Source organism: Quadrisphaera sp. GCM10027208, from assembly GCF_042658805.1.
In the GTDB taxonomy this organism is placed as follows: domain Bacteria; phylum Actinomycetota; class Actinomycetes; order Actinomycetales; family SCSIO-59966; genus SCSIO-59966.
In genome coordinates this window covers 244,270-269,876 of record NZ_JBHSRC010000001.1, presented here as the reverse complement: position 1 = coordinate 269,876, position 25,607 = coordinate 244,270, and the positions used below count along the sequence as shown (strand labels likewise).

Annotated in this window: 24 protein-coding genes; 18 read left to right on the top strand and 6 right to left on the bottom strand. The window is 74.5% G+C overall.

What is annotated here, in order from left to right; genetic code table 11:
• The first annotated feature begins 21 nt into the window (after positions 1-21).
• The 6 genes from hemL to ccsB all read left to right on the top strand — a co-directional run bounded on the left by hemL (position 22) and on the right by ccsB (position 6,058).
• Positions 22-1,395, top strand: a complete 1,374-nt coding sequence (hemL, locus tag ACFP6A_RS01395) for a glutamate-1-semialdehyde 2,1-aminomutase (protein ID WP_379600995.1) — start codon at positions 22-24, stop codon at positions 1,393-1,395.
• Between the two features lie 69 nt (positions 1,396-1,464).
• Positions 1,465-2,109 carry a histidine phosphatase family protein gene (locus ACFP6A_RS01390; RefSeq protein WP_379600994.1) on the top strand — a complete coding sequence of 215 codons (645 nt, stop codon included), beginning with the start codon at positions 1,465-1,467 and terminating at the stop codon, positions 2,107-2,109.
• The gene (locus ACFP6A_RS01385; protein WP_379600992.1) at positions 2,106-2,711 is read left to right on the top strand and encodes a TlpA family protein disulfide reductase; all 606 of its coding nucleotides are present in this window, start codon (positions 2,106-2,108) and stop codon (positions 2,709-2,711) included. The genes ACFP6A_RS01390 and ACFP6A_RS01385 overlap by 4 nt, the downstream gene beginning before the upstream one ends.
• Complete coding sequence (locus ACFP6A_RS01380) at positions 2,708-3,460, top strand: cytochrome c biogenesis CcdA family protein (RefSeq protein WP_379600990.1); 753 nt, start codon at positions 2,708-2,710, stop codon at positions 3,458-3,460. The genes ACFP6A_RS01385 and ACFP6A_RS01380 overlap by 4 nt, the downstream gene beginning before the upstream one ends.
• Before the next feature lies 1 nt (position 3,461).
• Positions 3,462-5,030 carry a cytochrome c biogenesis protein ResB gene (locus ACFP6A_RS01375; protein ID WP_379600989.1) on the top strand — a complete coding sequence of 523 codons (1,569 nt, stop codon included), beginning with the start codon at positions 3,462-3,464 and terminating at the stop codon, positions 5,028-5,030.
• Positions 5,027-6,058, top strand: coding sequence for a c-type cytochrome biogenesis protein CcsB (gene ccsB / locus ACFP6A_RS01370; RefSeq protein WP_379600988.1), 1,032 nt, complete (start codon positions 5,027-5,029; stop codon positions 6,056-6,058). Before ACFP6A_RS01375 ends, ccsB begins: the two co-directional genes overlap by 4 nt.
• A 15-nt stretch (positions 6,059-6,073) precedes the next feature.
• Here the strand turns inward: ccsB and ACFP6A_RS01365 are convergent, their stop codons facing one another.
• The 4 genes from ACFP6A_RS01365 to menE form a co-directional block, all read right to left on the bottom strand.
• On the bottom strand, positions 6,074-6,427 hold the full coding sequence (locus ACFP6A_RS01365; RefSeq protein ID WP_379600987.1) for a PLDc N-terminal domain-containing protein: 354 nt from the start codon (positions 6,425-6,427) through the stop codon (positions 6,074-6,076).
• 42 nt (positions 6,428-6,469) lie between these two features.
• Positions 6,470-6,766: a DUF4229 domain-containing protein gene (locus ACFP6A_RS01360; RefSeq protein WP_379600985.1), complete on the bottom strand. Its 297-nt coding sequence runs from the start codon at positions 6,764-6,766 to the stop codon at positions 6,470-6,472.
• 260 nt (positions 6,767-7,026) lie between these two features.
• Entirely contained in the window at positions 7,027-7,899 is an 873-nt protein-coding gene (locus ACFP6A_RS01355) for a 1,4-dihydroxy-2-naphthoate polyprenyltransferase (protein WP_379600983.1), read from the bottom strand.
• An 11-nt stretch (positions 7,900-7,910) separates the two neighbouring features.
• Positions 7,911-9,074 (bottom strand): o-succinylbenzoate--CoA ligase, encoded by a 1,164-nt coding sequence (menE, locus tag ACFP6A_RS01350; RefSeq protein ID WP_379600982.1) that lies wholly within the window; start codon positions 9,072-9,074, stop codon positions 7,911-7,913.
• Between the two features lie 31 nt (positions 9,075-9,105).
• Here menE and ACFP6A_RS01345 point away from each other — a divergent pair, with 31 nt between their 5' ends.
• Positions 9,106-10,416 (top strand): hypothetical protein, encoded by a 1,311-nt coding sequence (locus ACFP6A_RS01345; RefSeq protein WP_379600980.1) that lies wholly within the window; start codon positions 9,106-9,108, stop codon positions 10,414-10,416.
• Between the two features lie 284 nt (positions 10,417-10,700).
• On the opposite strand, the gene ACFP6A_RS01340 is transcribed toward ACFP6A_RS01345, so the two are convergent.
• Entirely contained in the window at positions 10,701-11,627 is a 927-nt protein-coding gene (locus ACFP6A_RS01340) for a 1,4-dihydroxy-2-naphthoyl-CoA synthase (RefSeq protein WP_379600978.1), read from the bottom strand.
• Positions 11,628-11,709: 82 nt separating this feature from the next.
• Here ACFP6A_RS01340 and ACFP6A_RS01335 point away from each other — a divergent pair, with 82 nt between their 5' ends.
• Genes ACFP6A_RS01335 through ACFP6A_RS01320 form a run of 4 tightly spaced genes read left to right on the top strand, consistent with a single transcriptional unit; the run spans position 11,710 to position 17,741 of the window.
• Entirely contained in the window at positions 11,710-13,020 is a 1,311-nt protein-coding gene (locus tag ACFP6A_RS01335) for a cation:proton antiporter (RefSeq protein WP_379600976.1), read from the top strand.
• Positions 13,007-14,047, top strand: a complete 1,041-nt coding sequence (locus tag ACFP6A_RS01330) for an o-succinylbenzoate synthase (protein WP_379600975.1) — start codon at positions 13,007-13,009, stop codon at positions 14,045-14,047. Before ACFP6A_RS01335 ends, ACFP6A_RS01330 begins: the two co-directional genes overlap by 14 nt.
• Entirely contained in the window at positions 14,044-15,777 is a 1,734-nt protein-coding gene (gene menD, locus ACFP6A_RS01325; protein WP_379600973.1) for a 2-succinyl-5-enolpyruvyl-6-hydroxy-3-cyclohexene-1-carboxylic-acid synthase, read from the top strand. Before ACFP6A_RS01330 ends, menD begins: the two co-directional genes overlap by 4 nt.
• 26 nt (positions 15,778-15,803) lie before the next feature.
• Positions 15,804-17,741 carry an LTA synthase family protein gene (locus ACFP6A_RS01320; RefSeq protein WP_379600971.1) on the top strand — a complete coding sequence of 646 codons (1,938 nt, stop codon included), beginning with the start codon at positions 15,804-15,806 and terminating at the stop codon, positions 17,739-17,741.
• Between the two features lie 288 nt (positions 17,742-18,029).
• Here ACFP6A_RS01320 and ACFP6A_RS01315 read toward each other — a convergent pair whose 3' ends face one another.
• Complete coding sequence (locus tag ACFP6A_RS01315; RefSeq protein ID WP_379600969.1) at positions 18,030-19,337, bottom strand: isochorismate synthase MenF; 1,308 nt, start codon at positions 19,335-19,337, stop codon at positions 18,030-18,032.
• A 33-nt stretch (positions 19,338-19,370) separates the two neighbouring features.
• Between ACFP6A_RS01315 and ACFP6A_RS01310 the strand changes: the two genes are divergently transcribed.
• From ACFP6A_RS01310 to nuoE, 7 genes are all read left to right on the top strand, one after another.
• Positions 19,371-20,072 carry a demethylmenaquinone methyltransferase gene (locus ACFP6A_RS01310; protein WP_379600968.1) on the top strand — a complete coding sequence of 234 codons (702 nt, stop codon included), beginning with the start codon at positions 19,371-19,373 and terminating at the stop codon, positions 20,070-20,072.
• 128 nt (positions 20,073-20,200) lie between these two features.
• The gene (locus tag ACFP6A_RS01305) at positions 20,201-21,502 is read left to right on the top strand and encodes a geranylgeranyl reductase family protein (protein ID WP_379600966.1); all 1,302 of its coding nucleotides are present in this window, start codon (positions 20,201-20,203) and stop codon (positions 21,500-21,502) included.
• Positions 21,503-21,631: 129 nt separating this feature from the next.
• On the top strand, positions 21,632-22,003 hold the full coding sequence (locus ACFP6A_RS01300; protein WP_379600964.1) for an NADH-quinone oxidoreductase subunit A: 372 nt from the start codon (positions 21,632-21,634) through the stop codon (positions 22,001-22,003).
• A 13-nt stretch (positions 22,004-22,016) separates the two neighbouring features.
• Positions 22,017-22,571, top strand: coding sequence for a NuoB/complex I 20 kDa subunit family protein (locus ACFP6A_RS01295; protein ID WP_379600962.1), 555 nt, complete (start codon positions 22,017-22,019; stop codon positions 22,569-22,571).
• Between the two features lie 38 nt (positions 22,572-22,609).
• A complete protein-coding gene (locus ACFP6A_RS01290) occupies positions 22,610-23,356 on the top strand; it encodes an NADH-quinone oxidoreductase subunit C (RefSeq protein WP_379601436.1) in 747 nt (248 codons plus the stop codon).
• Positions 23,353-24,723, top strand: a complete 1,371-nt coding sequence (locus ACFP6A_RS01285; RefSeq protein WP_379600961.1) for an NADH-quinone oxidoreductase subunit D — start codon at positions 23,353-23,355, stop codon at positions 24,721-24,723. The genes ACFP6A_RS01290 and ACFP6A_RS01285 overlap by 4 nt, the downstream gene beginning before the upstream one ends.
• Complete coding sequence (nuoE, locus tag ACFP6A_RS01280; RefSeq protein WP_379600960.1) at positions 24,723-25,607, top strand: NADH-quinone oxidoreductase subunit NuoE; 885 nt, start codon at positions 24,723-24,725, stop codon at positions 25,605-25,607. Before ACFP6A_RS01285 ends, nuoE begins: the two co-directional genes overlap by 1 nt.

Sequence of the window (25,607 nt, the reverse complement as noted above, 5' to 3'; positions counted from 1 at the left end):
ACGAGCGGGACAATCGCCACCGTGACGACCTCCTCCGTGACGAGCCGGCAGCCCTACCCCGCTGACGCCCCCGCCTCGCAGTCGCTCTTCGAGCGGGCCCGCGCCGTCATCCCCGGTGGGGTGAACTCCCCGGTGCGGGCCTTCCGCGCGGTCGGGGGCACTCCACGCTTCGTCACCCGGGGGTACGGGCCGTGGCTCGAGGACGCCGACGGGCGGCGGTACGTCGACCTCGTCTGCTCGTGGGGCCCGCTCATCCTGGGTCACGCCCACCCCGACGTCCTGGACGCCGTCCGGGACGCCGCCGGGCAGGGCTTCTCCTTCGGCATGCCGACCGAGCGCGAGGTGGCGCTCGCCGAGGAGATCGTGGCCCGGGTGGAGCCGGTCGAGCAGGTGCGGCTGGTCAGCAGCGGCACCGAGGCGACGATGAGCGCCGTCCGGCTGGCCCGAGGCGTCACCGGCCGCGAGCTCGTGGTGAAGTTCGCCGGCCACTACCACGGCCACGTCGACTCGCTGCTCGCCTCGGCCGGCTCCGGGGTGGCGACCTTCGCCCTGCCGGACACCCCCGGAGTCACCGGTGCCAGCGCGGCCCAGACCATCGTGCTGCCCTACAACGACGTCGCAGCCCTGGAGCGGGCCCTCGCCGAGCACGGTGAGCGGGTGGCGGCCGTCATCACCGAGGCCGCCGCCGGGAACATGGGCGTGGTCCCGCCGCTCCCCGAGTTCGAGGCCGCGCTGCGCCGGCTGACCCGGGCGCACGGCGCCCTGCTGATCAGCGACGAGGTGATGACCGGCTTCCGGGTGTCGCGCTCCGGCTGGCACGGGCTGGCCGCCGCCCGCCGCGCCGCGGCCGGTGAGCCGGACGTCGAGCCCGCCGACCTCTACACCTTCGGCAAGGTCATGGGCGGGGGGTTCCCCGCCGCGGCCTTCGGCGGCCGCGCCGACGTCATGGCCCACCTCGCGCCCGCCGGGCCGGTCTACCAGGCCGGCACCCTGTCCGGGAACCCGGTCGCCACCGCCGCCGGCCTGGCCACCCTGCGCGGCTGCACCGACGACGTCTACACCCACCTGGACGCCACCGCCGCCACGGTGTCCGCGGCGGCGTCCGAGGCGCTCACGGCCGCCGGGGTGCCGCACCTGGTGAACCACGCCGGCAGCATGTTCAGCGTCTTCTTCACCACCCGCGAGGCGGTGCACGACTACGACGCGGCCCGCGACCAGGACCTCGGGGCGTTCCGCGCGTTCTTCCACGAGATGCTCGCTCGCGGCGTCCACCTACCGCCCAGCGCGTTCGAGGCGTGGTTCCTCTCCGCGGCCCACGACGACGCGGCGGTCGAGCAGGTGCTCGACGCGCTGCCGCACGCCGCCCGCGCGGCGGCGGCCGCCTCCGGACGCTGACCGCCGGACCCCGACCGCCGGACCCCGACCGCCGGACCCCAGCGTCACCGGGTTTGGGACACTGGGGCCATGGCGAGGACGACCGTGCACCTGCTGCGCCACGGCGAGGTGCACAACCCGGAGGGGGTGCTGTACGGGCGGCTGCCCGGGTACCGGCTGTCCGACCTCGGTCTGGCGATGGCCGAGCGGGTCGCCGAGCACCTGGTCGGCGCCGGTCACGACGTCGCGCTCGTCGTCGCCTCCCCGCTGGAGCGCGCCCAGCAGACCGCCCGGCCGACCGCCGACGCCTACGGCCTACCGGTCCACACCGACGACCGGGTGATCGAGGCGGGCAACCACTTCCAGGGGCTGACGTTCGGGGTCGGCGACGGGGCGCTGCACCACCCCCGGCACTGGTGGCACCTGCGCAACCCGCTGCGGCCCTCGTGGGGGGAGCCCTACCGGTTCATCGCCGAGCGGATGCTGGCCGCCGCCGCCGACGCCGCCGCCCACGTCGAGGGCCGGGAGGCGGTCATCGTCAGCCACCAGCTGCCGATCTGGACGGCGCGCAGCGCCGTGGAGGGGCGCCGGTTGTGGCACGACCCGCGTCGGCGGCAGTGCTCCCTGGCCAGCCTCACCTCGCTGCACTACGAGGACGGCCGAATCGTCGGCACCAGCTACTCCGAACCCGCCGGTGACCTGCTGCCGGGAGCGAACAAGGTGGCCGGGGCGTGAACCGGACGGTCCGAGCCCTCGCGCCGGCCGTGGCGGTGCTGCTCGCGGTCACCGGCTGCACGGCGTCCGACCCGCTGTCCCAGCAGGCCCGGGCGGGGGACGCCAAGAACTACGTCTCCGGCGACGGCACCATCACCACCCTCGCCCCGGGCGAGCGGGAGGACCCGGTCGAGCTGGCCGGTGAGAGCACGCACGGCAAACAGGTCGACGTGGCGGCGTGGCGTGGGGACGTCGTGGTGCTCAACGTCTGGTACGCCGCCTGCGCCCCGTGCCGGGCCGAGGCCCCGGACCTCGCCGAGGTGTCGGCCGAGTACGCCGACGACGGGGTACGCTTCCTCGGGATCAACACCCGGGACGACGCGGCGAACGCCACGGCCTTCGAACGCACCTACGGCATCGGCTACCCCAGCCTGCTCGACGCCACCTCCGGGGAGGCGCTGCTCGCCCTGCGCGGCAAGGTGCCGCCGCAGGCGGTGCCGACCACCCTCGTGCTGGACCGGCAGGGCCGGGTCGCCGCCCGCGTGCTCGGCCGGGTGGAGGGCTCGACGCTGCGCGGCCTGCTGGACGACGTGCTGGCCGAGGCCGGCGGGGGTGCCGAGTGAGCATCGGCAGCACCTTCGCCGAGACCGTGCTCAGCGGCCCGATGCTGCTGGCCCTGCCGGTCGCCGCGCTCGCCGGCCTCGTCTCCTTCGCCTCGCCGTGCGTGCTGCCGCTCGTGCCCGGCTACCTCGGCTACGTCACCGGGCTCACCGGCCAGGACCTGGAGGACCAGCCGCGGCGCCGGGTCCTCGCCGGCGCCACGCTGTTCGTGCTCGGGTTCACCGCCGTCTTCGTCACCCTCGGCGCCGCCTTCGGCGGGCTCGGGGGCCTGCTGCAGCAGTGGACGGCGGAGCTCACCCGGGTCCTCGGCGTCGTCGTCCTGGTGATGGGCGTGGTGTTCCTCGGTGTGCTGCCGTCACTGCAGCGGGAGCGCCGGCTGCCGTGGCGGCCCGCTGCCGGGCTGGCCGGCGCCCCGCTGCTCGGCGTCGTGTTCGGCCTCGGCTGGGCGCCGTGCGTGGGGCCGACGCTGGCAGCGGTGCTCGGGCTCACCCTGCAGCAGGGGTCGGCCGGCCGCGGCGCCGTGCTGACCGTCGCGTACTGCCTCGGGCTCGGCCTGCCGTTCCTCGCCGTCGCCGCCGGGCTGGGACGCGGTGTGCGCACGCTCGACGTGCTGCGGCGCCACCGGCTCGCGATCTCCCGGGCCGGCGGGGCGATGCTCGTCGTCGTCGGGCTGCTGCTCGTCAGCGGGGTCTGGACGACGTGGATGACCGCGCTGCAGGGAACCATTGCCGGCTTCGAGACGATCATCTGAGGTGAGCACTGCACCCGTAGGCCCCACGCTGGGGGCGGCAGGCTGGGCGCGCTGGGTCTGGCGCCAGCTCACCTCGATGCGCACCGCGCTGTTCCTCCTGCTGCTGCTGGCCGTCGCCGCCGTCCCCGGGTCGGTGATCCCCCAGCGCGGCGTGGACCCGGTGGCGGTGCAGGAGTACCTCGCCGAACGGCCCACGCTCGGTCCGTGGCTGGACCGGATCGGGTTCTTCGACGTCTACGCCTCCCCGTGGTTCTCGGCGATCTACCTGCTGCTGTTCGTCTCGCTGATCGGCTGCGTCGTGCCGCGCACCCTCGCCCACGCACGCGCCCTGCGGGCCGACCCGCCGCGCACGCCCCGCCGCCTGGCCCGGATGCCGGCCCACCGGCTGGCCGTCACCGACGCCGCCCCCGACGAGGTGCTGGAGGCCGCCCGGCGGCTGCTGCGCCGTCGCCGGTACCGGGTGGTCCGCCGGGACGACGCGGTCGCCGCCGAGCGCGGCTACGCCCGGGAGACCGGCAACCTGCTGTTCCACCTGTCGCTGGTCGGCCTGCTCGTCGCGGTCGCCCTGGGCGGCCTGGTGGGCTATCGCGGCCAGGTCGTCGTCCCGGTCGGCCAGGCCTTCGCCAACTCCCTGGCCGACTACGACACCTTCGACCCGGGGGTGTGGTTCGACCCGGCGGACCTGCCGCCGTTCCGGCTCACCGTCGACGACCTGCGGGTCCGCTTCGAGGACCAGGCCGGCGGTTCGCAGTTCGGCGCGCCGCGGCTGTTCGAGGCGGACGTCACCGTTGTCCCCGAGCCGGGCGCGCAGCCGCAGCAGCGCACGATCGAGGTCAACGGCCCGCTCGGCATCGGTGACGCCCAGGTGTACCTCGCCGGCAACGGGTACGCGCCGCGGATCCGGGTCACCGACGGCGAGGGCCGGGTCGCGTTCGACGACCAGGTTCCGTTCCTGGCGCAGGACGACAACTACTCCTCGACCGGGGTGGTCAAGGTCGTCGACGCCGCTCCGCAGCAGATCGGGCTCGGCGGGCTGTTCCTGCCGACGGCGGTCGTCGACCCCGAGCTCGGCCCGGTCTCGGTGTTCCCCGACGCGCGGGACCCGCGGCTGTTCCTGTCCGCGTGGGTCGGGGACCTCGGCCTGGACGACGGTGTGCCGCAGTCGGTGTACGAGCTCGACACCGAGGGGATGGAGCAGCTGCGGACCCCGGACGGCGCCCCCTTCACCGTCGCCCTCGCGCCCGGTGAGAGCGCCGAGCTGCCGGACGGCGCCGGCACCGTCGAGTTCGTCTCCCTCGACCGGTTCGCGGGGCTCACCGTGCGCGCCGACCCGGCGAAGGGGTGGGCGCTCGCCTTCGCGGTGCTCGCGATCACCGGGCTCGTCGCGTCCCTGTTCGTCCCGCGCCGCCGGGTGTGGGTGCGCGCCGGCCGGGACGACGAAGGGCGTACCGTCGTGGAGGTCGCCGGGCTCGCACGCGGTGACGACGCCGGCCTGGCCGGCGAGGTGGAGGCGCTCCAGCGGGACCTGCTCGAGCGCTCGGTCGGCGACCCCGCCCGCACTGGAGGATGACCGTGGACCTGGCCCTGCTCAGCGACGCCCTGGTGTACTCGGCGATCGTCGTCTACACCGTGGCCCTGCTGGCCTTCGCCGTCGACCTGTCCGGCACCGGACGCACCGCCGGGCGGACGGCGTCCGAGCCCGAGCGCGAGCTGGCGTCCGTCGGGGCCGGCGTCTCGCCGCCCGTCGAGTCCGTCTCGCCGCCCGTCGAGTCCGTGCCGCCGCCCGCGGATGCCGAGCCCGGTGCTGCGGACGCCGCCGGGGGACCGGGCGGACGCCGCCGCGCCGCCGGGATCGCCGTGGCGCTGACCTGGCTGGCGTTCCTGCTGCACGTCGGCGGGGTGCTCGCTCGTGGTCTGTCCGTGCAGCGGGCGCCGTGGAGCAACATGTACGAGTTCTCCATCTCCGGGGCCGCGGTGGTGACCGGGGTCTTCCTGGTCGCCCTGGCCTGGCGCGACCTGCGCTACCTCGGCACCTTCGTCATCGGCCCGGTGCTGCTCACCCTGGGACTGGCCGTCACGACGATGTACACCCAGGCGAGTGCGCTGGCGCCCGCGCTGCAGAGCGAGTGGCTGATCGTCCACGTCTCGGTCGCGTTCATCTCCAGCGCCCTGTTCACGATCGCCTTCTCCGTCAACGTGCTGCAGCTGGTCCAGGACCGCCGGGAGCGGGCCCGGGCCGCCGGCGCCCCACCGCGCGGCGGCCGCTTCATGGACGCGCTGCCGTCCGCCGCCGACCTCGAGCGCCTCGCCTACCGGCTCATCGCCGTGTCGTTCCCGCTGTGGAGCTTCACCCTGGTCGCGGGTGCCATCTGGGCCGAGGTGGCCTGGGGACGGTACTGGGGCTGGGACCCCAAGGAGGTGTGGACCTTCGTGATCTGGGTGGTCTACGCCGCGTACCTGCACGCCCGGGCCACCCGCGGGTGGGACGGGCGGCGGGCGGCCTACCTGGCGATGGCCGGGTACGCCGCGGTCCTCGTGAACTTCGGGATCGTCAACGTCTTCTTCCCCGGCAACCACTCCTACGCCGGGATCGGCTGAGGCGCCGGCCGCCGCTCACGGCTCCTGGCGGCCACCGCCGTTGTCGTCCCGGCGGCGCAGGTCCTCCTCCCAGCGGCGCAGCCGCTCCTCCTGCGCCTGCTGCCGCTTGCGCTCCTCGAGCCGCCGGAGGAAGTCCGGGTCGTCGTCCGGGGCCACCGTCTGGCCGCCGCGGGGTGCGGGACCGGGGTCGGCGTGGTTACGGCCCAGCAGCACCCAGGCGATGGGCCCGAAGATCGGGAGCAGCAGGATGACGAGCAGCCAGATGCTGCGAGGCAGGCCCTGCAGCTCGCGCTCGTCCGTGCCGAGACAGTCCACGACGGCGTAGACGGTCAGGCCGATCGCGAGCAGGACGGCGAGCGGTCGAAGCACCTCACCACTGTACGTCGCGTGCGCACGGGCACGGGCCGGCGGTCAGCGGTCCCCGTCGGCGGGTGGCCGCTCCAGGGAGGAGTCCTCGGCGGCGGCGTCCTCGTCGATGGCACGGTCGAGCCGTCCGCGCCGCTGCGTCGTCCGCTGCTGGGTCCGCGCCGCGATGGCGGTGGTCATCTCCTCCCGGGCGTTGCCGAGCACGACGAACGACAGCGCCATGGACACCACCGCCGCGAGGAGCACGAGCAGCCACCCGCGCGCGCCGAGCACGGCGAGCACGCCGAGGACGGCGACGAAGAGGCCCAGCCGCAGGACCGTGTACTTCAGGTACGGGGACACGTCCTCAAGGCTAGGCCGCCCCTCACCCCGCCGCCCCACCCCTCCTCGTGATCATGCAATCCCGCCACCCTGCACGACCTCCCCGTGATCATGCAATCCCGCCACCCTGGCCCACAGAATGCTGGATCCAGTCCAGGTCTGCCCGCGTGTCGCGCCAACAACCCAGCATTCTGGGCGAGGTGGGGTGGCGGCACGGCGCCTACGGGGTCTACGGCGCGTACGGCGCGTGCTGCGCCTACCGCGCGCAGCAGGGTTCCTCGTTACAGCGCCAGCCCCACCCCGAGCAGCAGACCGTAGGCCAGCTCGAACCGACCGGTGTCCCGCAGGACCGCCACGAGCGCGGGCCCGGTCGCCCCGCTGCGCACCGTGCGCACCGGCGTGACCGCCAGCGGGACGGCGAGCAGCCCGAGCAGCGCGCCGGGGCGGCCGGTGACCGCTGCCAGCAGGGCCGCGGCCAGGGAGCCGACGACCAGGACGACGTACAGCGAGCGGGTGCGCCGCTCACCGAGGCGGACGGCGAGGGTCCGCTTCCCGGCGGCGGCGTCCGTCGGCACGTCACGCAGGTTGTTCGCGACCAGGACCGCGCAGGCGAGCAGACCGACCCCGACGGCGCCGGCGAGCGTCGGCCAGGACACCTCGCCGGCCTGCGTCCACGTCGTCCCGAGCACCGCCACGAGGCCGAAGAACACGAACACGAACACCTCGCCGAGCCCGGCGTAGCCGTACGGGCGGCGTCCTCCGGTGTACGTCCAGGCGGCGACCACGGCGGCCGCCCCGACGAGCAGCAGCCACCACGACCCGGACAGCGCGACGAGGACGAACCCGGTGACCGCGGCCACCCCGAGGGCCGCGACGGCGGCGTTGCGCACAGCCGCCGGGGCGGCGACACCCGACCCGACGAGCCGCAGCGGGCCCACCCGGTCGGTGTCGGTGCCGCGCACCCCGTCGCTGTAGTCGTTGGCGTAGTTCACCCCCACCTGCAGGGCGAGGGCGACGACGAGGGCGAGCAGCGCCCGCACCGGCTCGGTCGCGCCGAGCCCCACCGCGGCGCCGGTGCCCACGGCGACCGGGGCGACGGCGGCCGGCAGGGTCCGCGGTCGAGCGCCCTCGACCCACTGCGCGAGCGTGGCCACGGGCGGGCAGGCTAGCCGCCGCTGCCCAGCGCCCGGGTGGCGAGGTCGACCGCGGCGGCCCGGTCCGGCTTGCCGATCCCGAGCAGCGGCAGCTCCGCCACGTGCAGGACGTGCCGGGGGGCGTGGGTGGCGCCCAGTCGCGCGGTCACGTGCGCGCGGACCGCCGCGGCGTCCGCCGCGCCGACGACGAGTGCCGTCACGGCCTGCCCCCACTCGGCGTCCGGGACGCCGACGACGACGCACGCCTCGACGTCCGGCAGCTCGCCGACGACCCGCTCGATCGCCGCCGGGGCGACCTTGCGGCCGCCGGTGACGACCACGTCGTCGATCCGCCCGGAGACGCTGAGCACCCCGTCGTCGATCCGGCCGGCGTCGGCGGTACGGAACCACCGGCCGTCGTCGTCCTCGGTGAACGCCTCCCGGGTCGCGGAGTCGTCCCCGCGGTAGCCGCGGGCCAGCACCGGCCCGCCCAGGCGGACCCGGCCGTCGTCCTCGACGGCCACCCGGACGCCGTCCAGCGGCCGTCCGTCGTAGACGCACCCGCCCGCGGTCTCCGTCATCCCGTACGTCGTCACCACGGTGATGCCGGCGGCGCGGGCCCGTTCCAGCAGGGCCGGGGACGTGGCCGCCCCGCCGACCAGGACCGCGGCGAACCGGGTGAGTGCCTCCCGGCCGGCCGGGTCCGCCAGCAGGCGGTGCAGCTGGGTCGGCACCAGAGCGGTGCAGGCGCGGGTGTGGCCGAGCCGCCCCGCCGCCGTCGCGAACGCTGCGGGGGTGAAGCGCTGACTCACGTCCAGCACGACCGGTTCGGTGCCGGCCACGACGCTGCGCACGAGCACCTGCCACCCGGCGACGTGGGCGACCGGCAGTGCCAGCAGCCACCGGGCCGGACCGCCCAGCGCAGTGGTGGTCGCGACAGCCGAGGCGCGCAGGGCGTCCGCGCCGAGCTCGACCACCTTGGGTGCTCCGGTGGACCCGGACGTCGCCAGCAGCAGGGCGGTGCCCTCGGCCACCGGCTCGTCCACCCGGGCCGCGGCGAGCAGCGGCCCGGCCGTCGGGCCAGGTGGCACCGGGAGCAGCGCCGGGCCGCTCCCGCTCAGGGCGTCGGCCAGCGCGGGCAGCAACCTCAGCACGTCGTCACCGGTCGGCACACCGACCCGCTGCACCCTGTCCACGCACCATGGGTACCAGTGGCAGGCTCGTGCCGTGGACACGAGGGTCGAGTCGGCGCTGCAGGACGTGGCTCGTCGGGAGCCCGACCTGGCCGACGCCGTCCGGGCTGCCTGGGAGGACCTCACGCAGGGCACCGGCGACGCCCGCGAGGTCAGCCAGTGGTGGCTGCAGATGTACCTGTGGGACATCCTCGCCCGCCGCAGCGACGGGTCCCCGCAGTGGACGGTCCGGCTGGCTCGGGGCCTCGGCGACGTGCTCGCCGCGGCCGGCCTGGGCCGGTACGCCGAGCTCGCCCGCAGCGAGACCACCCGCGAGGTGCTGCTCGCCGTGGACGACCTCGAGGACTGGGCCAACCGTTACGCCGCCGCCCTTCGCGCCTCGGGGATCCAGCCCCCGGACACCGACCTCATCACCTGGGGGCCGGTGATGGGCCCGGCGGAGGCCGACACCTACGAGCGGGTGGCCAACGCCCTCGAGCTGTCGATGGTCTCCGGCGCTCACACGGCCGCCGGGAGGGGTTCGCGCGCGGTCCGGACCGGGTTGACGGACGCCGTGCTGACGGCGCCGTTCCGCGAGGCGGCCGGGCTGCGCCCGCTGCACGGCATCGCCTCGGAACGGCTCGCCGCGTGGACCGCCCGGTCCCCGGTGCTCGCCGAGCTGGCCGAGCCGCTGCGCGAGGTGCTGACCCCCGGCGTCCCGGACCGGCTCACCGGTCGCCCCGGTGACATGCCGCTGCTGGAGGCGCTGCTGGCGGTTCTCGCCGAGCCCGTCCGGCTGTCGGCGCGCGGCTACCTCCCGCGGGACGTCGTCCGGGCCTGGGCCGTGACCGCCGGCGTCGACCACCATCCCTCCGCGACCTCACCGGAGCACCAGAACCCGTACCTGACCCGGCTGCGGCGGGTGGCGCAGCGGATCGGGCTCGTGCGGGTGCACCGGGGCGCGCTGGCTCTGACCGTCGCCGGCCGCGCGGCCGCGAGCGACCCGGACCGGCTGGCTGCCGCGGTCGCCGACCGCTGGTTCGGCACGCCGCGGGACGCCGAGGTGGTCGCTCGTGAGGTGCTCACCCTGGCGCTCGCCGCGGACGGGGAGGCGGTGGTCGCTGACCTCGTCCGCACGGTCCAGCAGGTCTACGCCGACGAAGGGTGGCGCACCGTGGCGGGGCCACCGGACCTCGGGCTGTGCCGGCACGTGCTGCACGAGTCGATCGAGTCGGGGCGGGTGCTCCGGCTGGTGCGGACCGAGCCGCAGGACCGGGTCAGTGCGACGCCGGTCGGGACGGCGGTGCTGCGGGCGGCGCTGCGCCACCACCTGCTGCATGACGGCCTCTCCCCAGCTCCCGCCTGACTCCACCCCCCCGCCCGGTGGCCAGCCAAGAACCCCCCACTCGTGATCATGCAATCCCGCCACCCCGTTGCCCCGTGATCATGCAATCCCGCCACCCGCAGGGTCACAGAATGCTGGATTCGACACAGTTGTAGCGGCGTGTCGCGCCACCAACCCAGCATTCTCTGCGCAAAAGGGTGGGCGCTGGGTGGCGGGATTGCATGATCACCAATAGGGGTTGAGTGAGTGGCGCGCGCTGGGGGTGGCGGGATTGCATGATCACGGAAAGGGGTTGAGTGGGTGGGTCAGTAGTACCAGGGGAACGGGGACCAGTCGGGGTCCCTCTTCTCCAGGAAGGCGTCACGCCCCTCGACCGCCTCGTCGGTCATGTAGGCGAGCCGGGTCGCCTCGCCGGCGAACACCTGCTGGCCCATGAGACCGTCGTCGACGAGGTTGAACGCGAACTTCAGCATCCGCTGTGCCTGCGGGCTCTTGCCGTTGATCTCGCGGGCCACCTCGAGCGCCGTCCGCTCGAGGTCAGCGTGATCGGCGACGATGTTCACCGCCCCCATCTCGCGCATCTCCTCGGCCGTGTACGTCCGGCCGAGGAAGAAGATCTCCCGCGCCCGCTTCTGCCCCACCATGCGGGCCAGGTAGGCCGAGCCGTAGCCGCCGTCGAACGACCCGACGTCGGCGTCCGTCTGCTTGAACCGGGCGTGCTCCCGGCTGGCGACCGTCAGGTCGCAGACCACGTGCAGACTGTGCCCCCCGCCGGCCGCCCAACCGCTCACCACCGCCACCACGATCTTCGGCATCGTCCGGATCAGCCGCTGCACCTCGAGGATGTGCAGCCGGCCGGCACGGGCGGCGTCGACCGTCTCGGCGGTCTCACCGCTGGCGTACTGGTAGCCGGACCGGCCACGGATCCGCTGGTCGCCGCCGGAGCAGAACGCCCAGCCGCCGTCACGCGGACTGGGACCGTTGCCGGTGAGCAGCACGCACCCGACGTCCGGTGTCATCCGGGCGTGGTCGAGGGCCCGGTACAGCTCGTCGACCGTGCGCGGCCGAAACGCGTTGCGGACCTCGGGACGGTCGAACGCGACCCGGACCGTCCCGGCGTCCCGGCCGTCGACGACGTGCCGGTGGTACGTGACGTCGGTGAGGTCGCCGAACCCCTCGACCTCCCGCCAGCACGACGGGTCGAACGTCTCCGAGACCGGCTGCGCGCTCACGGCGTCCGAGGATAGGGGCCTGCCGCTGCGGCCTGCGACGGCGCCGGGGCGAGTCACTGCCGGTCGCCTAGGCTCTGCGGTCGTGGAGCTCCCCGGCGACGCCCTCTACCTCATCGGGGGGATCGCGCTGCTCGTCGCCGTCGTGCTGCCGGGCCTCGTCAGCCGCCGCGCCATGTCGGTGCCGATGGCGTTCGTCGCCGCCGGCGTCCTCATCGGCCTGCTGCCGCTGCCCGGCGAGGTGGTGGTCTCCCCGGTCGAGCACCCCGTGGTGGCCGAGCGGCTCACCGAACTCGGTGTCATCGTCGCGCTCATGGGCGTCGGTCTCGCCCTGGACCGCCCGCTCGGACTGCGTGGCTGGGCGTCGACCTGGCGGCTGCTCGCCGTCGGCATGCCGCTGTTCATCGCCCTGGCCGCGCTGCTCGGCTGGTGGGTGATGGGCCTGGCCCCGGCCGCCGCGGTCCTGCTGGGCGCCGTCCTGGCCCCCACCGACCCGGTGCTCGCCGGCGACGTCCAGGTCGAGGGGCCCGGTGGCGGTGACAGCGCCGGCGAAGGGGACGCCCGCGACCGGGTGGACGAGGACGACGAGGCGCGGTTCGCGCTGACCAGCGAGGCCGGCCTCAACGACGGGCTGGCGTTCCCGTTCGTCTACCTCGCAGTCTTTCTCGCCTCCGGCGAGCACGGGCTCGGCCGCTGGTTCGCCTGGGAGCTCGTCGGGAAGGTCGCCGTCGGTGCCCTGCTGGGGTGGGCCCTCGGGTGGCTGCTGGCCCGGATGGCGTTCCGGTCGCGCAGCGACGCGCTCCGGCTGGCCGAGACCGGGCAGCCCGCCCTGGCCCTGGCTGCGACGTTCGTCGTCTACGGCCTGACCGAGGTCGTCGGCGGCTACGGTTTTCTCGCCGTGTTCACCGCGGCACTGGCGCTGCGGTCCTACGAGCGCCGGCACGCCTTCCACGCGACGATGCACGACTTCATCAGCCGGCTCGAGCACCTGCTCACGCTGCTCCTGCTCCTGCTGTTCGGTGCCTCGCTGTCCTGGGGGCTGCTCGCCGACCTCACCTGGCAGGGCGTCGTCGTCGGCCTGGTCGCCTTGCTCGTCCTGCGTCCGTTGACGGCGGGACTGAGCCTGTCGCGGCGGCTGCCGCTCGGTGATCCGCGACTCAGCGGCAACGAACGGCGCGTCGTCGCGTTCTTCGGTGTCCGCGGCATCGGCACCCTGTACTACCTGTCCTACGCCACCGCGCAGACCGGGTTCGACCAGGCCCGCGAGCTGTGGTCGGTCGTCGCGTTCACCGTGCTCGCCTCCATCGTCGTCCACGGCGTCCTGGCCACGCCGGCGATGGCGCGGCTGGACCGGTTGCGCGGCACGACCCAGGGAGCGGCGCGTGCACACGACTGACACCCCGACTTTCGTCCCGCGAGTCGTCCCCTCGCTGGAGGATCTCCTGCACGGTGCCGTCGTCGTCCGGCTGCCGATGCGGGTCCGGTTCCGTGGGATCGACGAGCGCGAGGCCGTCCTGCTCCACGGCCCCGCCGGGTGGGCCGAGTTCGCCCCGTTCGCCGAGTACGACGACGCCGAGTCGGCGGCCTGGCTCGCCGCAGCCGTCGACGCCGGCTGGAGCGAGCCACCCCCGCCCCTGCGGGCCGCCGTCCCGGTCAACGCCACCGTGCCCGCCGTCCGACCCGAGGAGGTCGCCGGCGTCCTGGCCCGGTTCCCGGGGTGTACCACGGCGAAGGTCAAGGTCGCCGCCGGCGGCAGCCTCGCGGACGACGTCGCCCGGGTCGCGCAGGTCCGTCGCCTGCTCGGCCCGACCGGGCGGATCCGGGTCGACGCCAACGGCGGCTGGGACGTCGAGACGGCGCTCGAGGCTCTCACCGCCCTGGCCGTCCACGACCTCGAGTACGCCGAGCAGCCCTGCCGCACGGTGCCCGAGCTCGCGGACCTGCGCAGCCGGCTCGCCCGGGCCGGCATCGGCGTCCGGATCGCCGCCGACGAGAGCATCCGGCGAGCCGAGGACCCGTTCGCGGTGGCCCGGGCCGGTGCCGCCGACGTCGCCGTCCTCAAGGTCGCGCCGCTCGGCGGGGTGCACCGCCTGCTCGCGGTCGCCGAGGTGCTGGAGCGCCGGCACGGCCTGCCGGTCGTCGTGTCCAGCGCCCTGGACACGGCGGTCGGGATCGCCGCCGGCGTGGCCGCGGCCGCCGCCCTGCCGCGGCTCGAGCTGGCCTGCGGGCTCGGCACCGGCGGGCTGCTCGCCGACGACGTGGCCGACCTCGCCGTCCGTGACGGGTCGCTGCCGGTGCAGCCCGTCGAGCCGGACCCCGAACGGCTGGCCCGCCTGGCCGCCGACCCCGCTACCCGGGACCGGTGGCTCGACCGGGTCGCCCGGTGCCACCGTCTGCTCCGCACTGGAGGGTCCGGCACGTGAACGCCTCCACCGCCGCGGCGCGGGCCGTCGTCGCCGCACTGCGCGAGGCGGGCGTCCAGGACGTCGTGCTGTGCCCCGGGTCGCGCTCGGCGCCGCTCGCGTACGCCCTGGCCGCCGCGGACGCCGCCGGCGGGCCACGGCTGCACGTCCGGGTCGACGAGCGGGCCGCCGGGTTCACCGCCCTCGGCCTGGCCCTCGGCGGACCGGCGCCGGCTGCCGTCGTCACGACGTCCGGCACCGCCGTCGCCAACCTGCACCCGGCCGTCCTCGAGGCGCACGAGTCGGCCGTGCCCCTGCTCGTGCTCTCCGCCGACCGGCCGCACCGGCTGCGCGGCACCTGGGCCAACCAGACGACCGCCCTGCAGGCCGGGCTGTTCGGCGGCGCCGTCCGGCTGGCCCTCGACGTCCCCGCCGAGGAGCCGTCCGGGCGCCTCGCCGGTGCCGTCCGGGACGCGGTGGCCACCGCGCGCGGGACCGGTGGCCGCCGCCCCGGCCCGGTGCACGTCGACGTCGCCTTCGACGACCCGCTGGTCCCGGACGACGACCCGCCGGCCGTGGACGACGACCCGCTCGCTCCCGGGACGGTTGCGGCCGGTCCCACGGCCCCAGCCCGGGACGACGTCCCCGACCACCCGGACGCCGTCGTCCTCGCCGCCGGTCCGCGGACCGTCGTCGTGGCCGGGGCCGGGGCCGGGGACGACGCCCGCCGGCTCGCCGAGGCCGCCGGCTGGCCGCTGCTGGCCGAGCCGTCGTCCGGTGCTCGCGGCGGGCCGCACGCGATCGGGCCCTACCGGCTGCTGCTCGACGAGCCCGGTCTCGGCGGCCGGGTCGAGCGGGTCGTCGTCCTGGGCCGCCCGACGCTGTCCCGTCCGGTGACCCGGCTGCTGGCCCGCGACGACGTCGAGGTGGTGCACGTCGTCCGGCACGCCGACGACCCCCGCGCCGACGACCCCCGCGCCGGACGGGCCGTGCGCCGGGTGCCCGCCGTCCGTGCCGGCGCCGGAGGCGACGACGGCGGCTGGCTCGAGTCCTGGCGGCGTGCCGGCCGGCTGGCGACGGCTGCCCTCGACGACGTCCTCGACCACACCGTCGACCGGGCCGTCGACCGGGCGCAGGGAGCACCGCGGCCGCTCGACGGCCTCGTCCTGGCACGGGAGGTCGCCCGCGCGACCGCCCCCGACGACGTCCTCGTCGCGGCGGCCTCCAACGCGGTCCGGGACCTCGACCTCGCCGGCGCCCCGTGGGACCGGCCGCGGCGGGTGCTGGCCAACCGTGGCCTGTCCGGGATCGACGGGACGCTGTCCACGGCGAGCGGGGTGGCGCTCGCGACCGGCCGGCGGACCCGGGTGCTGGTCGGCGACCTCGCGTTCCTGCACGACCTCAACGGCCTGCTGGCCGGCCCCGCAGAGCCGGAGCCGGACCTGCAGGTCGTGCTGCTCGACGACGACGGCGGTGGCATCTTCAGTCTGCTCGAGCACGGGGACGAGCGGTTCGCCACGGTGTTCGAGCGGGTGTTCGGCACCCCGCACGGCAGCGACGTCGCCGCGCTGTGCCGGGGGATCGGCGTCCCGCACCGGCCGGCCGTCGACCTCGCAGACCTGCGGACGGCGCTCGCCGACCCGCCGCCGGGACGCTCCGTGCTGCACGTCCGCGCCGACCGGTCCGCTCGCCGGGACCTGCACGCGCGGGTCGCGGACGCCGTCCGGGTGGCGGTGAACGGCCCGCGCTGAGCGGCGCAGCAGTACTCTCGACCGTCGTGTCCGTCCCCGGTGCCACCCGCCCCGCGCCACCCGTGCGCGAGCGGCGTCCGGCGGGCGGGCCGCACCGGTCCCAGCCGCGGCTGTGGCCACGCGTCCTCGGTCACGTGACCGCCACGTTCGTCCTGGCCCTCGTCGTCCTGCTCGTCCTGGAGTGGGCGCACGCCCTCAACGACCCGTGGGTGAGCGCCGCCGAACGGCTGGAGCAGCTGCCGCGACCCGTCCTGGCCGTCAGCGGCGCCGTCGTCTGGGGCGTGGTCGGACTGCTCCACGCGGTCACCGGGCGGCTGTGGCTCACCATCGGCCTGACCCTCGCGGCCACCGGGTTCGTCGCGTTCGCCGCCCACGCCAAGATGAGCCTGCGCTCCGAGCCGCTGTTCCCGACCGACGTCGTCTACCTGCGCCAGGCCGGGCTGCTGGTGGAGAGCATCGGCACCGGCACCGCGCTCGCCCTGGTCGCCGCGATGGCGGCCGCCGTCCTCGTCACCTGGCAGCTGGCGCGACTGGTCCGCCGGCCGGGACGACGACGGTCGCCGACCCGGCAGCGGCGCCGCCTGGTGGCGGGCCTGCGAGTCGTCGCCGGGCTCCTCGCCGGCGTGGTGGTGGTCACCGCGGCGACCTTCAACGTCGAGGGCAACCCGCTGCGCGACGTGTACGAACGGGCCGGTGCGATCTGGGCGCCGTGGAGCCAGCTCGACAACTACGCCAAGAACGGCTTCGTCGCCGGCGCCCTGTACAACCTGCCGGCCACGGCGATGGACGAGCCGCCGGGCTACGGTCCCGAGGCGGTCGCCGAGGTCGTCGAGCGGTACCGCGCGGCCGCCGTGGCGGCCAACGTCGGACGGGACGAGGACGCGCTCGCCGACACGAACGTCGTCCTGGTGCTGGCCGAGAGCACCGCCGACCCCACCCGGCTGGACGGCGTCGACCTGGCCGAGGACCCGCTGCCGTTCCTGCACGAGCTCATGGCGGACAACAGCTCGGGCACCCTGCTCGTGTCCGGCTACGGCGGCGGGACGGCGAACGTGGAGTTCGAGGCGCTCACCGGTCTGGCCGTGGCGAGCTACCAGGCGCAGGTGCACAGCCCGTTCCAGATGCTCGTGTCCCGCACGTCGTCGTTCCCGTCCTACCTGGACCGGTTCGCCGACCGGCCAACGCTGGCCCTGCACCCCTACGTCGGGGAGTTCTACCAGCGTCACGCCGTGTACCCCGCGCTCGGCTTCGACCGCGCCGAGTTCCGCGACACGATGACGCAGCGCAGCACCATCGAGGACGCCCCGTTCGTCTCCGACGCGGCCGTGTTCCGGGAGCTCGTCGACGAGCTGCGCGCGGAGCCCGAGCCGATGCTCGTGAACGTCGTGACGATGCAGAACCACGTGCCGCACCGCGGGTACTCCGACCCGGTGCCGGTGGAGGGCTCCTTCAGCGCCGAGCAGGCAGAGACGCTCGGGCAGTACGTCCGCGGACTGCAGCACAGCGACGCCGCGCTCGCCGAGCTGGCCGCCGAGCTCGACCGACTGCCCGAGCGCACCGTCGTCGTCTACTACGGCGACCACCTCGCGCCGATCTGGCCGGCGGAGGTCCTCGCGCAGAACGACCGCCTGGCCCAGTACTCGACCCCGTGGGTGGTGTTCGCGAACTTCGAGACCGAGCCCGTGCGGCCGGAGCACCCGATCAGCCCGAACCTGCTCGTGCCGCAGCTGCTCGCCGCGACCGGTGCGCCGCTGACTCCGCTCGACGCGCTGCTGGCCGAGGTGCAGGCGGAGGTCCCGGCGCTGGGGACACTGGCGGTGCTGGACGGCGAGGGGCGCGTGGTCCCGGACGTCGAGGCGCTCGGTCCGCGGGCCCAGGAGGTGCTCGCCGACTACCGGCTGCTCCAGTACGACCTCACCGTCGGTGCCGGCTACTCCCGGGACGCCGTGTACACCGTCCCCTGACGGCGACGACCCCCTCGCTCGTGATCATGCAATCCCGCCACCCCTGGCCCCTAGTCCCCTCCCCGTGATCATGCAATCCCGCCACCTCCCGGGCGTGGGTGGCGGGATTGCATGATCACGGGGAGGAGAGGTCAGATGACCCGTCGAGGTCGCTGCACACCATCGCCGCAGAGCATCGGCGAAGCCCATAAGAATGCTGGATTCGGCACGAGTCTGACGGCGTGTCGCGCCACCAACGCAGCATTCTGCGAGTCGGACGGTGGCCGACAGGGTGGCGGGATTGCATGATCACGGATGGGGTGGGGGTGGGGGTGGGGTGGGGTCGGGGCTGACGGCGTCCCGCACCGGCACGAGCTTGGCGTCGCTCTCGGCGAGCTCGGCCTGGGGGTCGGAGCCGGCGACGATGCCGCAGCCGGCGAACAGGCGCAGTCGTCGCGGGTCCGCCGGGTCGAGCCGGGCGCAGCGCAGTGCGATCCCCAGCTCCCCGTCGCCGCGGGCGTCCACCCAGCCCACCGGGCCGGCGTAGCGGTCCCGGTCCATCCCCTCCAGCTCGGCGATGAGCTTGGCGGCGGCCTCGGTCGGCGTGCCGCAGACGGCTGCGGTGGGGTGCAGTGCCGCGCCGAGCTCGAGCAGCGACGCCGAGCCCGCGGCGAGCACCCCCGCGACGTCCGTGGCCAGGTGCATGACGTTCGGCAGGTGCAGGACGAACGGCGACTCCGGCGCGCTCGTGCTCGTGCAGTACGGCTGCAGCGCCTCGACGACGGAGCGCACCGCGTACTCGTGCTCCTCGAGGTCCTTGCTCGACCGAGCCAGGGACCCGGCCAGCGCGAGGTCCCGCTCGTCGTCCCCGGTCCGCCGGATCGTCCCGGCCAGCACCCGCGACGTCACCAGCCCGCGCTCCACCCGCACGAGCAGCTCCGGGGTCGCGCCCACCAGCCCGTCGACGTCGAACGTCCACACCGACGGGTACCGCGCGGCCAGGCGGGTCAGCAGGTGTCGTGGGTCGACCGGCCGGTCCGCCTGGGCCTCCAGGTCGCGAGCGAGCACGACCTTGTCCACCTCACCCGCGCCGATCCGGCGCACCGCCTCCCGGACGACGGACGCCCACTGCGGTCCGGACCGGACGCCGTCGGCGAACCGGACCTGTCCCGGCGACTCGGGTGCACCGGCCGGGGCCGGGGCGGCCGGAGCGGGCAGCGCACCCTCGGGGGCGACCGCCGTCACCCAGGACGTCCCACCACGGCGTCCGACGACGACCCGGGGGACGACGAGCACGCCGCCGGCGGGGGAGTCGTCGGCGAAGGAGAACGAGACGAACGCGACCGGCCCGGTGCCGGGCAGCCGGACGTCGTCGCGAACGGCGACGTCCGCGGACACCCGCGCCCACACCCGGGCCGCGTCAGCGAACCGGTCCGGCCCGGCCAGGTCCACCCGCAGCGCCTCGCCCCAGCCGACCATCCCCTCACCCCGGCGCACCCACGCCACCGGCGGGTCGTCGTCCGAGGGCGGCGGCAGGTAGGAGAGCAGCTCGCCTGCGACGTCGAGGGCCGTGGTGCGGGCCACGAGTCGCGCACCGGCGGCGGGGAGGGCGCTCATCGGCGCACAGACTAAGCCGTACCCTGTGCCGACGTGAGCCGCGCCGACCTGCACAAGCAGCCGCACGAGGTCGCGGCGATGTTCGACGGCGTGGCCGGCCGCTACGACCTGACCAACGACGTCCTGTCCCTGGGCCAGGACCGGCTGTGGCGCCGGGCGGTGGTGCGCGCGGTGGACGCCCGCCCTGGGGAGACCGTCCTCGACCTCGCCGCCGGGACGGGCACCTCCAGCGAGCCGTTCGCGGACGCCGGGGCCCGCACCGTGCCGTGCGACTTCTCCCTCGGCATGCTCCAGGTGGGCCGCCGCCGCAGGCCCGACCTGTCCTTCGTCGCCGGGGACGCCACCCGCCTCCCGTTCGCCGACGGGGTCTTCGACGCGGTGACGATCTCTTTCGGGCTGCGGAACGTCGTCGAGCCGCAGCGTGCCCTCGCCGAGATGCTGCGGGTCACCCGTCCCGGCGGGCGGCTCGTCGTCTGCGAGTTCTCCCACCCGACGTGGGCGCCGTGGCGGACGGTGTACACCGAGTACCTCATGCGCGCCCTGCCGAGCGTGGCCCGGCGGGTGTCGTCGAACCCCGAGGCCTACGTCTACCTCGCCGAGTCCATCCGGGCCTGGCCCGACCAGCGGGCCCTGGCGGACGTCGTCCGCGGCGCCGGCTGGGAGCAGGTCGCCTACCGCAACCTCACCGGGGGGATCGTGGCCCTCCACCGGGCTGTCCGTCCGGTGGAGGCGTAGACTTCCGGCGACTTCGTGAACACGTTCACAAGCGCCGCGTCCGTCCTGAGCACCCCGAGCACCTTGAGCAGCTTGAGCACCCCGAGCACCTTGAGCACCCGACCCGCCACGGCGACGAGTGAGGCACCGTGACCCCCAGCCCCCCGACGGCGGCCGAGGCCGACGTCATCGTCGTCGGCGCCGGCCCGGCCGGTTCCACCGCCGCGCACTACCTCGCCCGGTCCGGCGTCGACGTCCTGCTGCTGGAGAAGACCGCCTTCCCGCGCGAGAAGGTGTGCGGCGACGGCCTGACTCCCCGTGCGGTCAAGGAGCTCATCGCCATGGGCCTGCCGACCCCGCCTGAGGACGGCTGGATCCGCAACCAAGGGCTGCGGATCCTCGGGGGCGGGATGCGCCTGGAGCTGCCGTGGCCGGACCTCGCCACGTTCCCCGACTACGGCCTCGTGCGGCCCCGGCTCGACTTCGACGAGGCGCTGGCCCGGCACGCCGTCGCCTCGGGCGCGACCCTGCTCGAACGCACGAACGTGACCGGTCCGGTGCGGGACGACGCCACCGGCCGGGTCGTCGGGGTCACCGCCCGCCCGGTCGACGAGCGCGGACGGCGCACCGGTGAGGAGGTCGTCTACCGCGCCCCCGTGGTGCTGGCCGCCGACGGCACCTCCGCCCGGCTCGCGCTCTCGCTCGGCCTGGCCAAGCGGGACGACCGGCCGATGGGGGTCGCCGTCCGGACGTACTTCCGCAGCCCTCGGCACGACGACGACTGGCTGGAGAGCTGGCTGGAGCTGTGGGACGGCGAGCCCCAGCGGTCGAACCTGCTGCCCGGGTACGGGTGGGTTTTCGGCGTCGGCGACGGGACGTCGAACGTGGGCCTGGGCATCCTCAACTCGTCCTCGGCCTTCGGCACGGTGGACTACAAGGAGCTGCTGCGCCGGTGGGTGGCGACGATGCCGCCGGAGTGGGGGTACACCGAGGACAACCAGGTCGGGGAGGTCCGCGGCGCCGCCCTGCCGATGGGCTTCAACCGGACGCCGCACTACACCGACGGGGTCCTGCTGCTCGGTGACGCCGGCGGCATGGTCAACCCGTTCAACGGGGAGGGCATCGCCTACGCGATGGAGTCCGCCCGGCTGGCCGCCGACGTCGTCACCCAGGCGCTGGCCCGTCCGGACGCCGCCGCTCGGGAGCGTGCGCTGCAGGCCTACCCGCAGGTGATGAAGGACGCCCTCGGCGGCTACTACACGCTCGGCCGGGTGTTCGTCCAGCTCATCGGCAACCCGCACGTGATGAAGGTCGCCACCCGCTACGGTCTGCCGCGCCCGCTGCTCATGCGGTTCACGCTCAAGCTGCTGGCGAACCTCACGGACCCACGCGGCGGGGACGCGATGGACCGGCTGATCAACGGCCTGACCCGGATCGCGCCGGCCGCATGACCCCCGACCGCCCCGCCGCGTGCCCCAAACCGCAGGCCCCTAGGATGGGCGCCGCCTCGGCCGGGCCAGGCCTACGACACCGCACCGACCACGGCGCACGGACCGTGCGAGCAGAGGAGCGAGACGGGCATGTCTGACGTGATCAACCCGTACATCCCGATCCTCGGACTGCTGGCTCTCGCCGCCGGCTTCGTCGTCTTCTCGCTGGTGGCCAACGCGATCCTGGGACCGAAGCGCTACAACCGCGCCAAGCTCGACGCCTACGAGTGCGGGATCGACCCGACGCCGCAGGCCGCCGGCGGCGGCCGCTTCCCGGTGAAGTACTACCTCGTCGCGATGACCTTCATCGTCTTCGACATCGAGGTCGTGTTCCTCGTGCCGTGGGCGGTGGCGTTCCGGGAGCTCGCGCTGTTCGGACTCGTGGCGATGATGGGCTTCCTCGTGCTCATCACCGTTCCGTACGTGTACGAGTGGCGCCGCGGCGCGCTCGAGTGGGACTGACAGGAGAGAGCTGATGGGGATCGAGGACAAGCTGCCCAGCGGCGTCGTGCTGTCGACCGTCGAGCAGCTGGTGGGGTACCTCCGCAAGTCGTCGGTGTGGCCGGCGACGTTCGGCCTGGCCTGCTGCGCCATCGAGATGATGGCCGTCGGCGGCCCGAAGTACGACATCGCCCGGTTCGCGATGGAACGGTTCGCGGCCACCCCGCGCCAGGCCGACCTCATGATCGTCGCCGGCCGGGTGAGCCAGAAGATGGCTCCGGTGCTGCGGCAGATCTACGACCAGATGATGGAGCCCAAGTGGGTCATCTCGATGGGCGTGTGCGCGTCGTCCGGGGGGATGTTCAACAACTACGCCATCGTCCAGGGCGTCGACCACGTCGTGCCGGTCGACGTCTACCTGCCCGGTTGCCCGCCGCGCCCGGAGATGCTGCTCAACGCGATCCTCGAGCTGCACGACCAGATCCAGCACATGCCGCTGGGCGCCAACCGCGTGAAGGCGGCCCGGGCTGCTGAGCAGGCCGCGCTGGCCGCCACGCCGAGCTCGCAGATGAAGGGCCTGCTGCGGTGAGCGACGCCACCGACGACGTACCTGACGGCACTCACGACGTGCCCGAGGGCGCCGACCGCACCCCGGCCCGTGCGGCCGCTGAGGCCGGCTCGGACAACCTGCCGGCCACCACGGAGCCGACCGCTGAGGTCGTCAGCGTCCGCAAGGGCATGTTCGGCGTGTCCGGGCCCGGCGACACCTCCGGCTACAACGGTCTGGTCCGCACCGTCGTCATGCCCGGGCCGAGCACGCGCCCGTACGGGGACTGGTTCGACGAGGCGGCGGACGTGCTCGCCGAGGTGCTCGGCGAGGACGGCGGGCCGGGGTGGGACGCCGCGATCGAGAAGGTCGTCGTGGACCGGGGCGAGATGACGCTGTACGTGCGTCGGCAGCACCTGCTCGCGGTGGCCCGTGCGCTGCGCGACGACCCGGACCTGCGCTTCGAGATGTGCATGGGGGTCTCCGGTGTCCACTTCCCCGAGGACGCCGGGCGCGAGCTGCACGCCGTGTACCCGCTGCTGTCCCTGACCCACAACCGGCGGCTGCGGCTCGAGGTCGTCTGCCCGGACGACGACCCGCACATCCCGTCGCTGGTGTCGGTGTGGCCGGGCAACGACTGGCACGAGCGGGAGGCATGGGACTTCTTCGGCATCGTCTTCGACGGTCACCCTGCCCTGGCTCGGATCGAGATGCCCGACGACTGGCCCGGGCACCCGCAGCGCAAGGACTACCCGCTCGGCGGGATCCCGGTGGAGTACAAGGGCGCCACCATCCCGCCCCCGGACACCCGGAGGTCGTACCGATGAGCACCGCACCCGGCGGGACGCCGACGAGCCCACGGGACCCGTACGCCACCGGCCCGGCCGACGAGGGCGAGGGCCTGCCGTCGTTCACCGTCGAGGGTGGCGACTGGGACGAGTTCGCCGCCGAGGCCTCGGCGCTCCAGGAGGAGCGCATCGTCGTCAACATGGGGCCCCAGCACCCCTCGACGCACGGGGTGCTGCGCCTGATCCTCGAGATCGAGGGCGAGACGGTCACCGAGGCGCGCTGCGGCGTCGGCTACCTGCACACCGGTATCGAGAAGAACATGGAGTACCGGAACTGGACGCAGGGCGTCACGTTCTGCACCCGGATGGACTACCTGACGCCGATGCACCAGGAGGCCGTCTACTGCCTGGGCATCGAGCGGCTGCTCGGCATCGAGGACGACGTTCCCGAGCGTGCCCAGGTCATCCGGGTGATGATGCAGGAGCTCACCCGGATCTCCAGCCACCTCGTCGCCGTCGCCACCGGTGGCCTGGAGCTCGGCGCGACGACCGTCATGACCAACGGGTTCGGCACCCGGGAGTACGTGCTCAAGGTGATCGAGCTGATCACCGGCCTGCGGATGAACAACGCCTACATCCGTCCCGGCGGGGTCGCCCAGGACATCCCCCCGGGCGCGCTGGACAGCATCCGCGAGGCCGTCCCCCTCATCGACCGCGGCATCCGGGACCTCGAGCGGCTCACGCTGGAGAACCCCATCCTCAAGGCCCGGATGCAGGGCGTCGGCTACCTCGACCTCGCCGGCTGCGTCGCGCTGGGCGTCACCGGCCCGATCCTGCGCGCCACCGGGCTGCCCCAGGACCTGCGCCGTACGCAGCCCTACCTGGGCTACGAGACCTACGACTTCGACGTCGTCACGTGGGACACCGCTGACGCCTACGGGCGGTTCCGGATCCGGATCGCGGAGATGCGCGAGTCGCTGCGGATCGTGGAGCAGTGCGCCGACCGGCTGCAGGAGATGGCCCCCGGCCCGGTCATGGTCGGCGACAAGAAGATCGCCTGGCCGGCACAGCTCGCGATCGGCGGCGACGGGATGGGCAACAGCCTCGACCACATCCGCCACATCATGGGCACGTCGATGGAGGCGCTCATCCACCACTTCAAGCTCGTCACCGAGGGCTTCCGGGTGCCGGCCGGGCAGGTCTACCAGGCGGTCGAGTCCGCCAAGGGCGAGCTCGGCGTCCACCTCGTCAGCGACGGGGGCACTCGACCGTACCGGGCGCACTTCCGCGACCCGTCGTTCAACAACCTGCAGGCGGTGGCCGCGATGTGCGAGGGCGGGCAGCTGGCCGACGTCATCGTCGCCGTCGCCTCGATCGACCCGGTGATGGGTGGTGTCGACCGCTGATGGCCTACGACGTCCCGACGCGCGAGCGGCTGGTCGCCGACATGCGTCAGATCATGTCCCGGTACCCGCAGGAGCGCTCTGCGCTGCTGCCGATGCTGCACCTGGTGCAGGCCGAGGAGGGCTACGTCAGCCCGGACGGGATCGCGCTGTGCGCCGAGCTGCTCGGCCTCACCGCGGCCGAGGTGTCCGCCGTCGCCACCTTCTACACGCAGTACAAGCGGCACCCGAACGGCGAGTACACCGTCGGCGTCTGCACGAACACCTTGTGCGCCGTGCTGGGCGGTGACGCGATCTACGAGGCGCTCTCGGAGCACCTCGGCGTCGGACACGACGAGACGACCGAGGACGGCTCGATCACCCTTGAGCGGATCGAGTGCAACGCCGCCTGCGACTACGCGCCGGTGATGATGGTCAACTGGGAGTTCTTCGACCGGCAGACCCCGGAGTCGGCACGGGACGTCGTCGACCGGCTGCGCGCCGGGCAGGACGTGGCACCCACCCGCGGCGCCGCCAAGGTCTGCACGTTCAAGGAGGTCTCCCGGGTGCTCGCCGGCTTCCCGGACGGGCGCGCCGACGAGGGCGTCGGCGCAGGTGACGCGACGCTGCGCGGCAACGTCGTCGCCCGCCAGCAGGGGTGGACGCCGGAGCGGGGCGTGCCCGCCGGCGGCGGTCGTGACGGCGCGGCCGGTGGTGGCCCCGCCCTGGCGGCCGGCCAGCAGCCGCCGCGTGAGCGCACCAGCGCTCACGACGCCCCCTCGGTCCCGGCCGGCGAGGACGACCGGGGCGGGGCTCCGGCCGGCAAGCCGTCCGGTGACACCACCGCCGGACCGCAGGACGAGGCGACCGGCACGGAGCCCACCGAGGGCACGAGCGAGGAGGGCTGA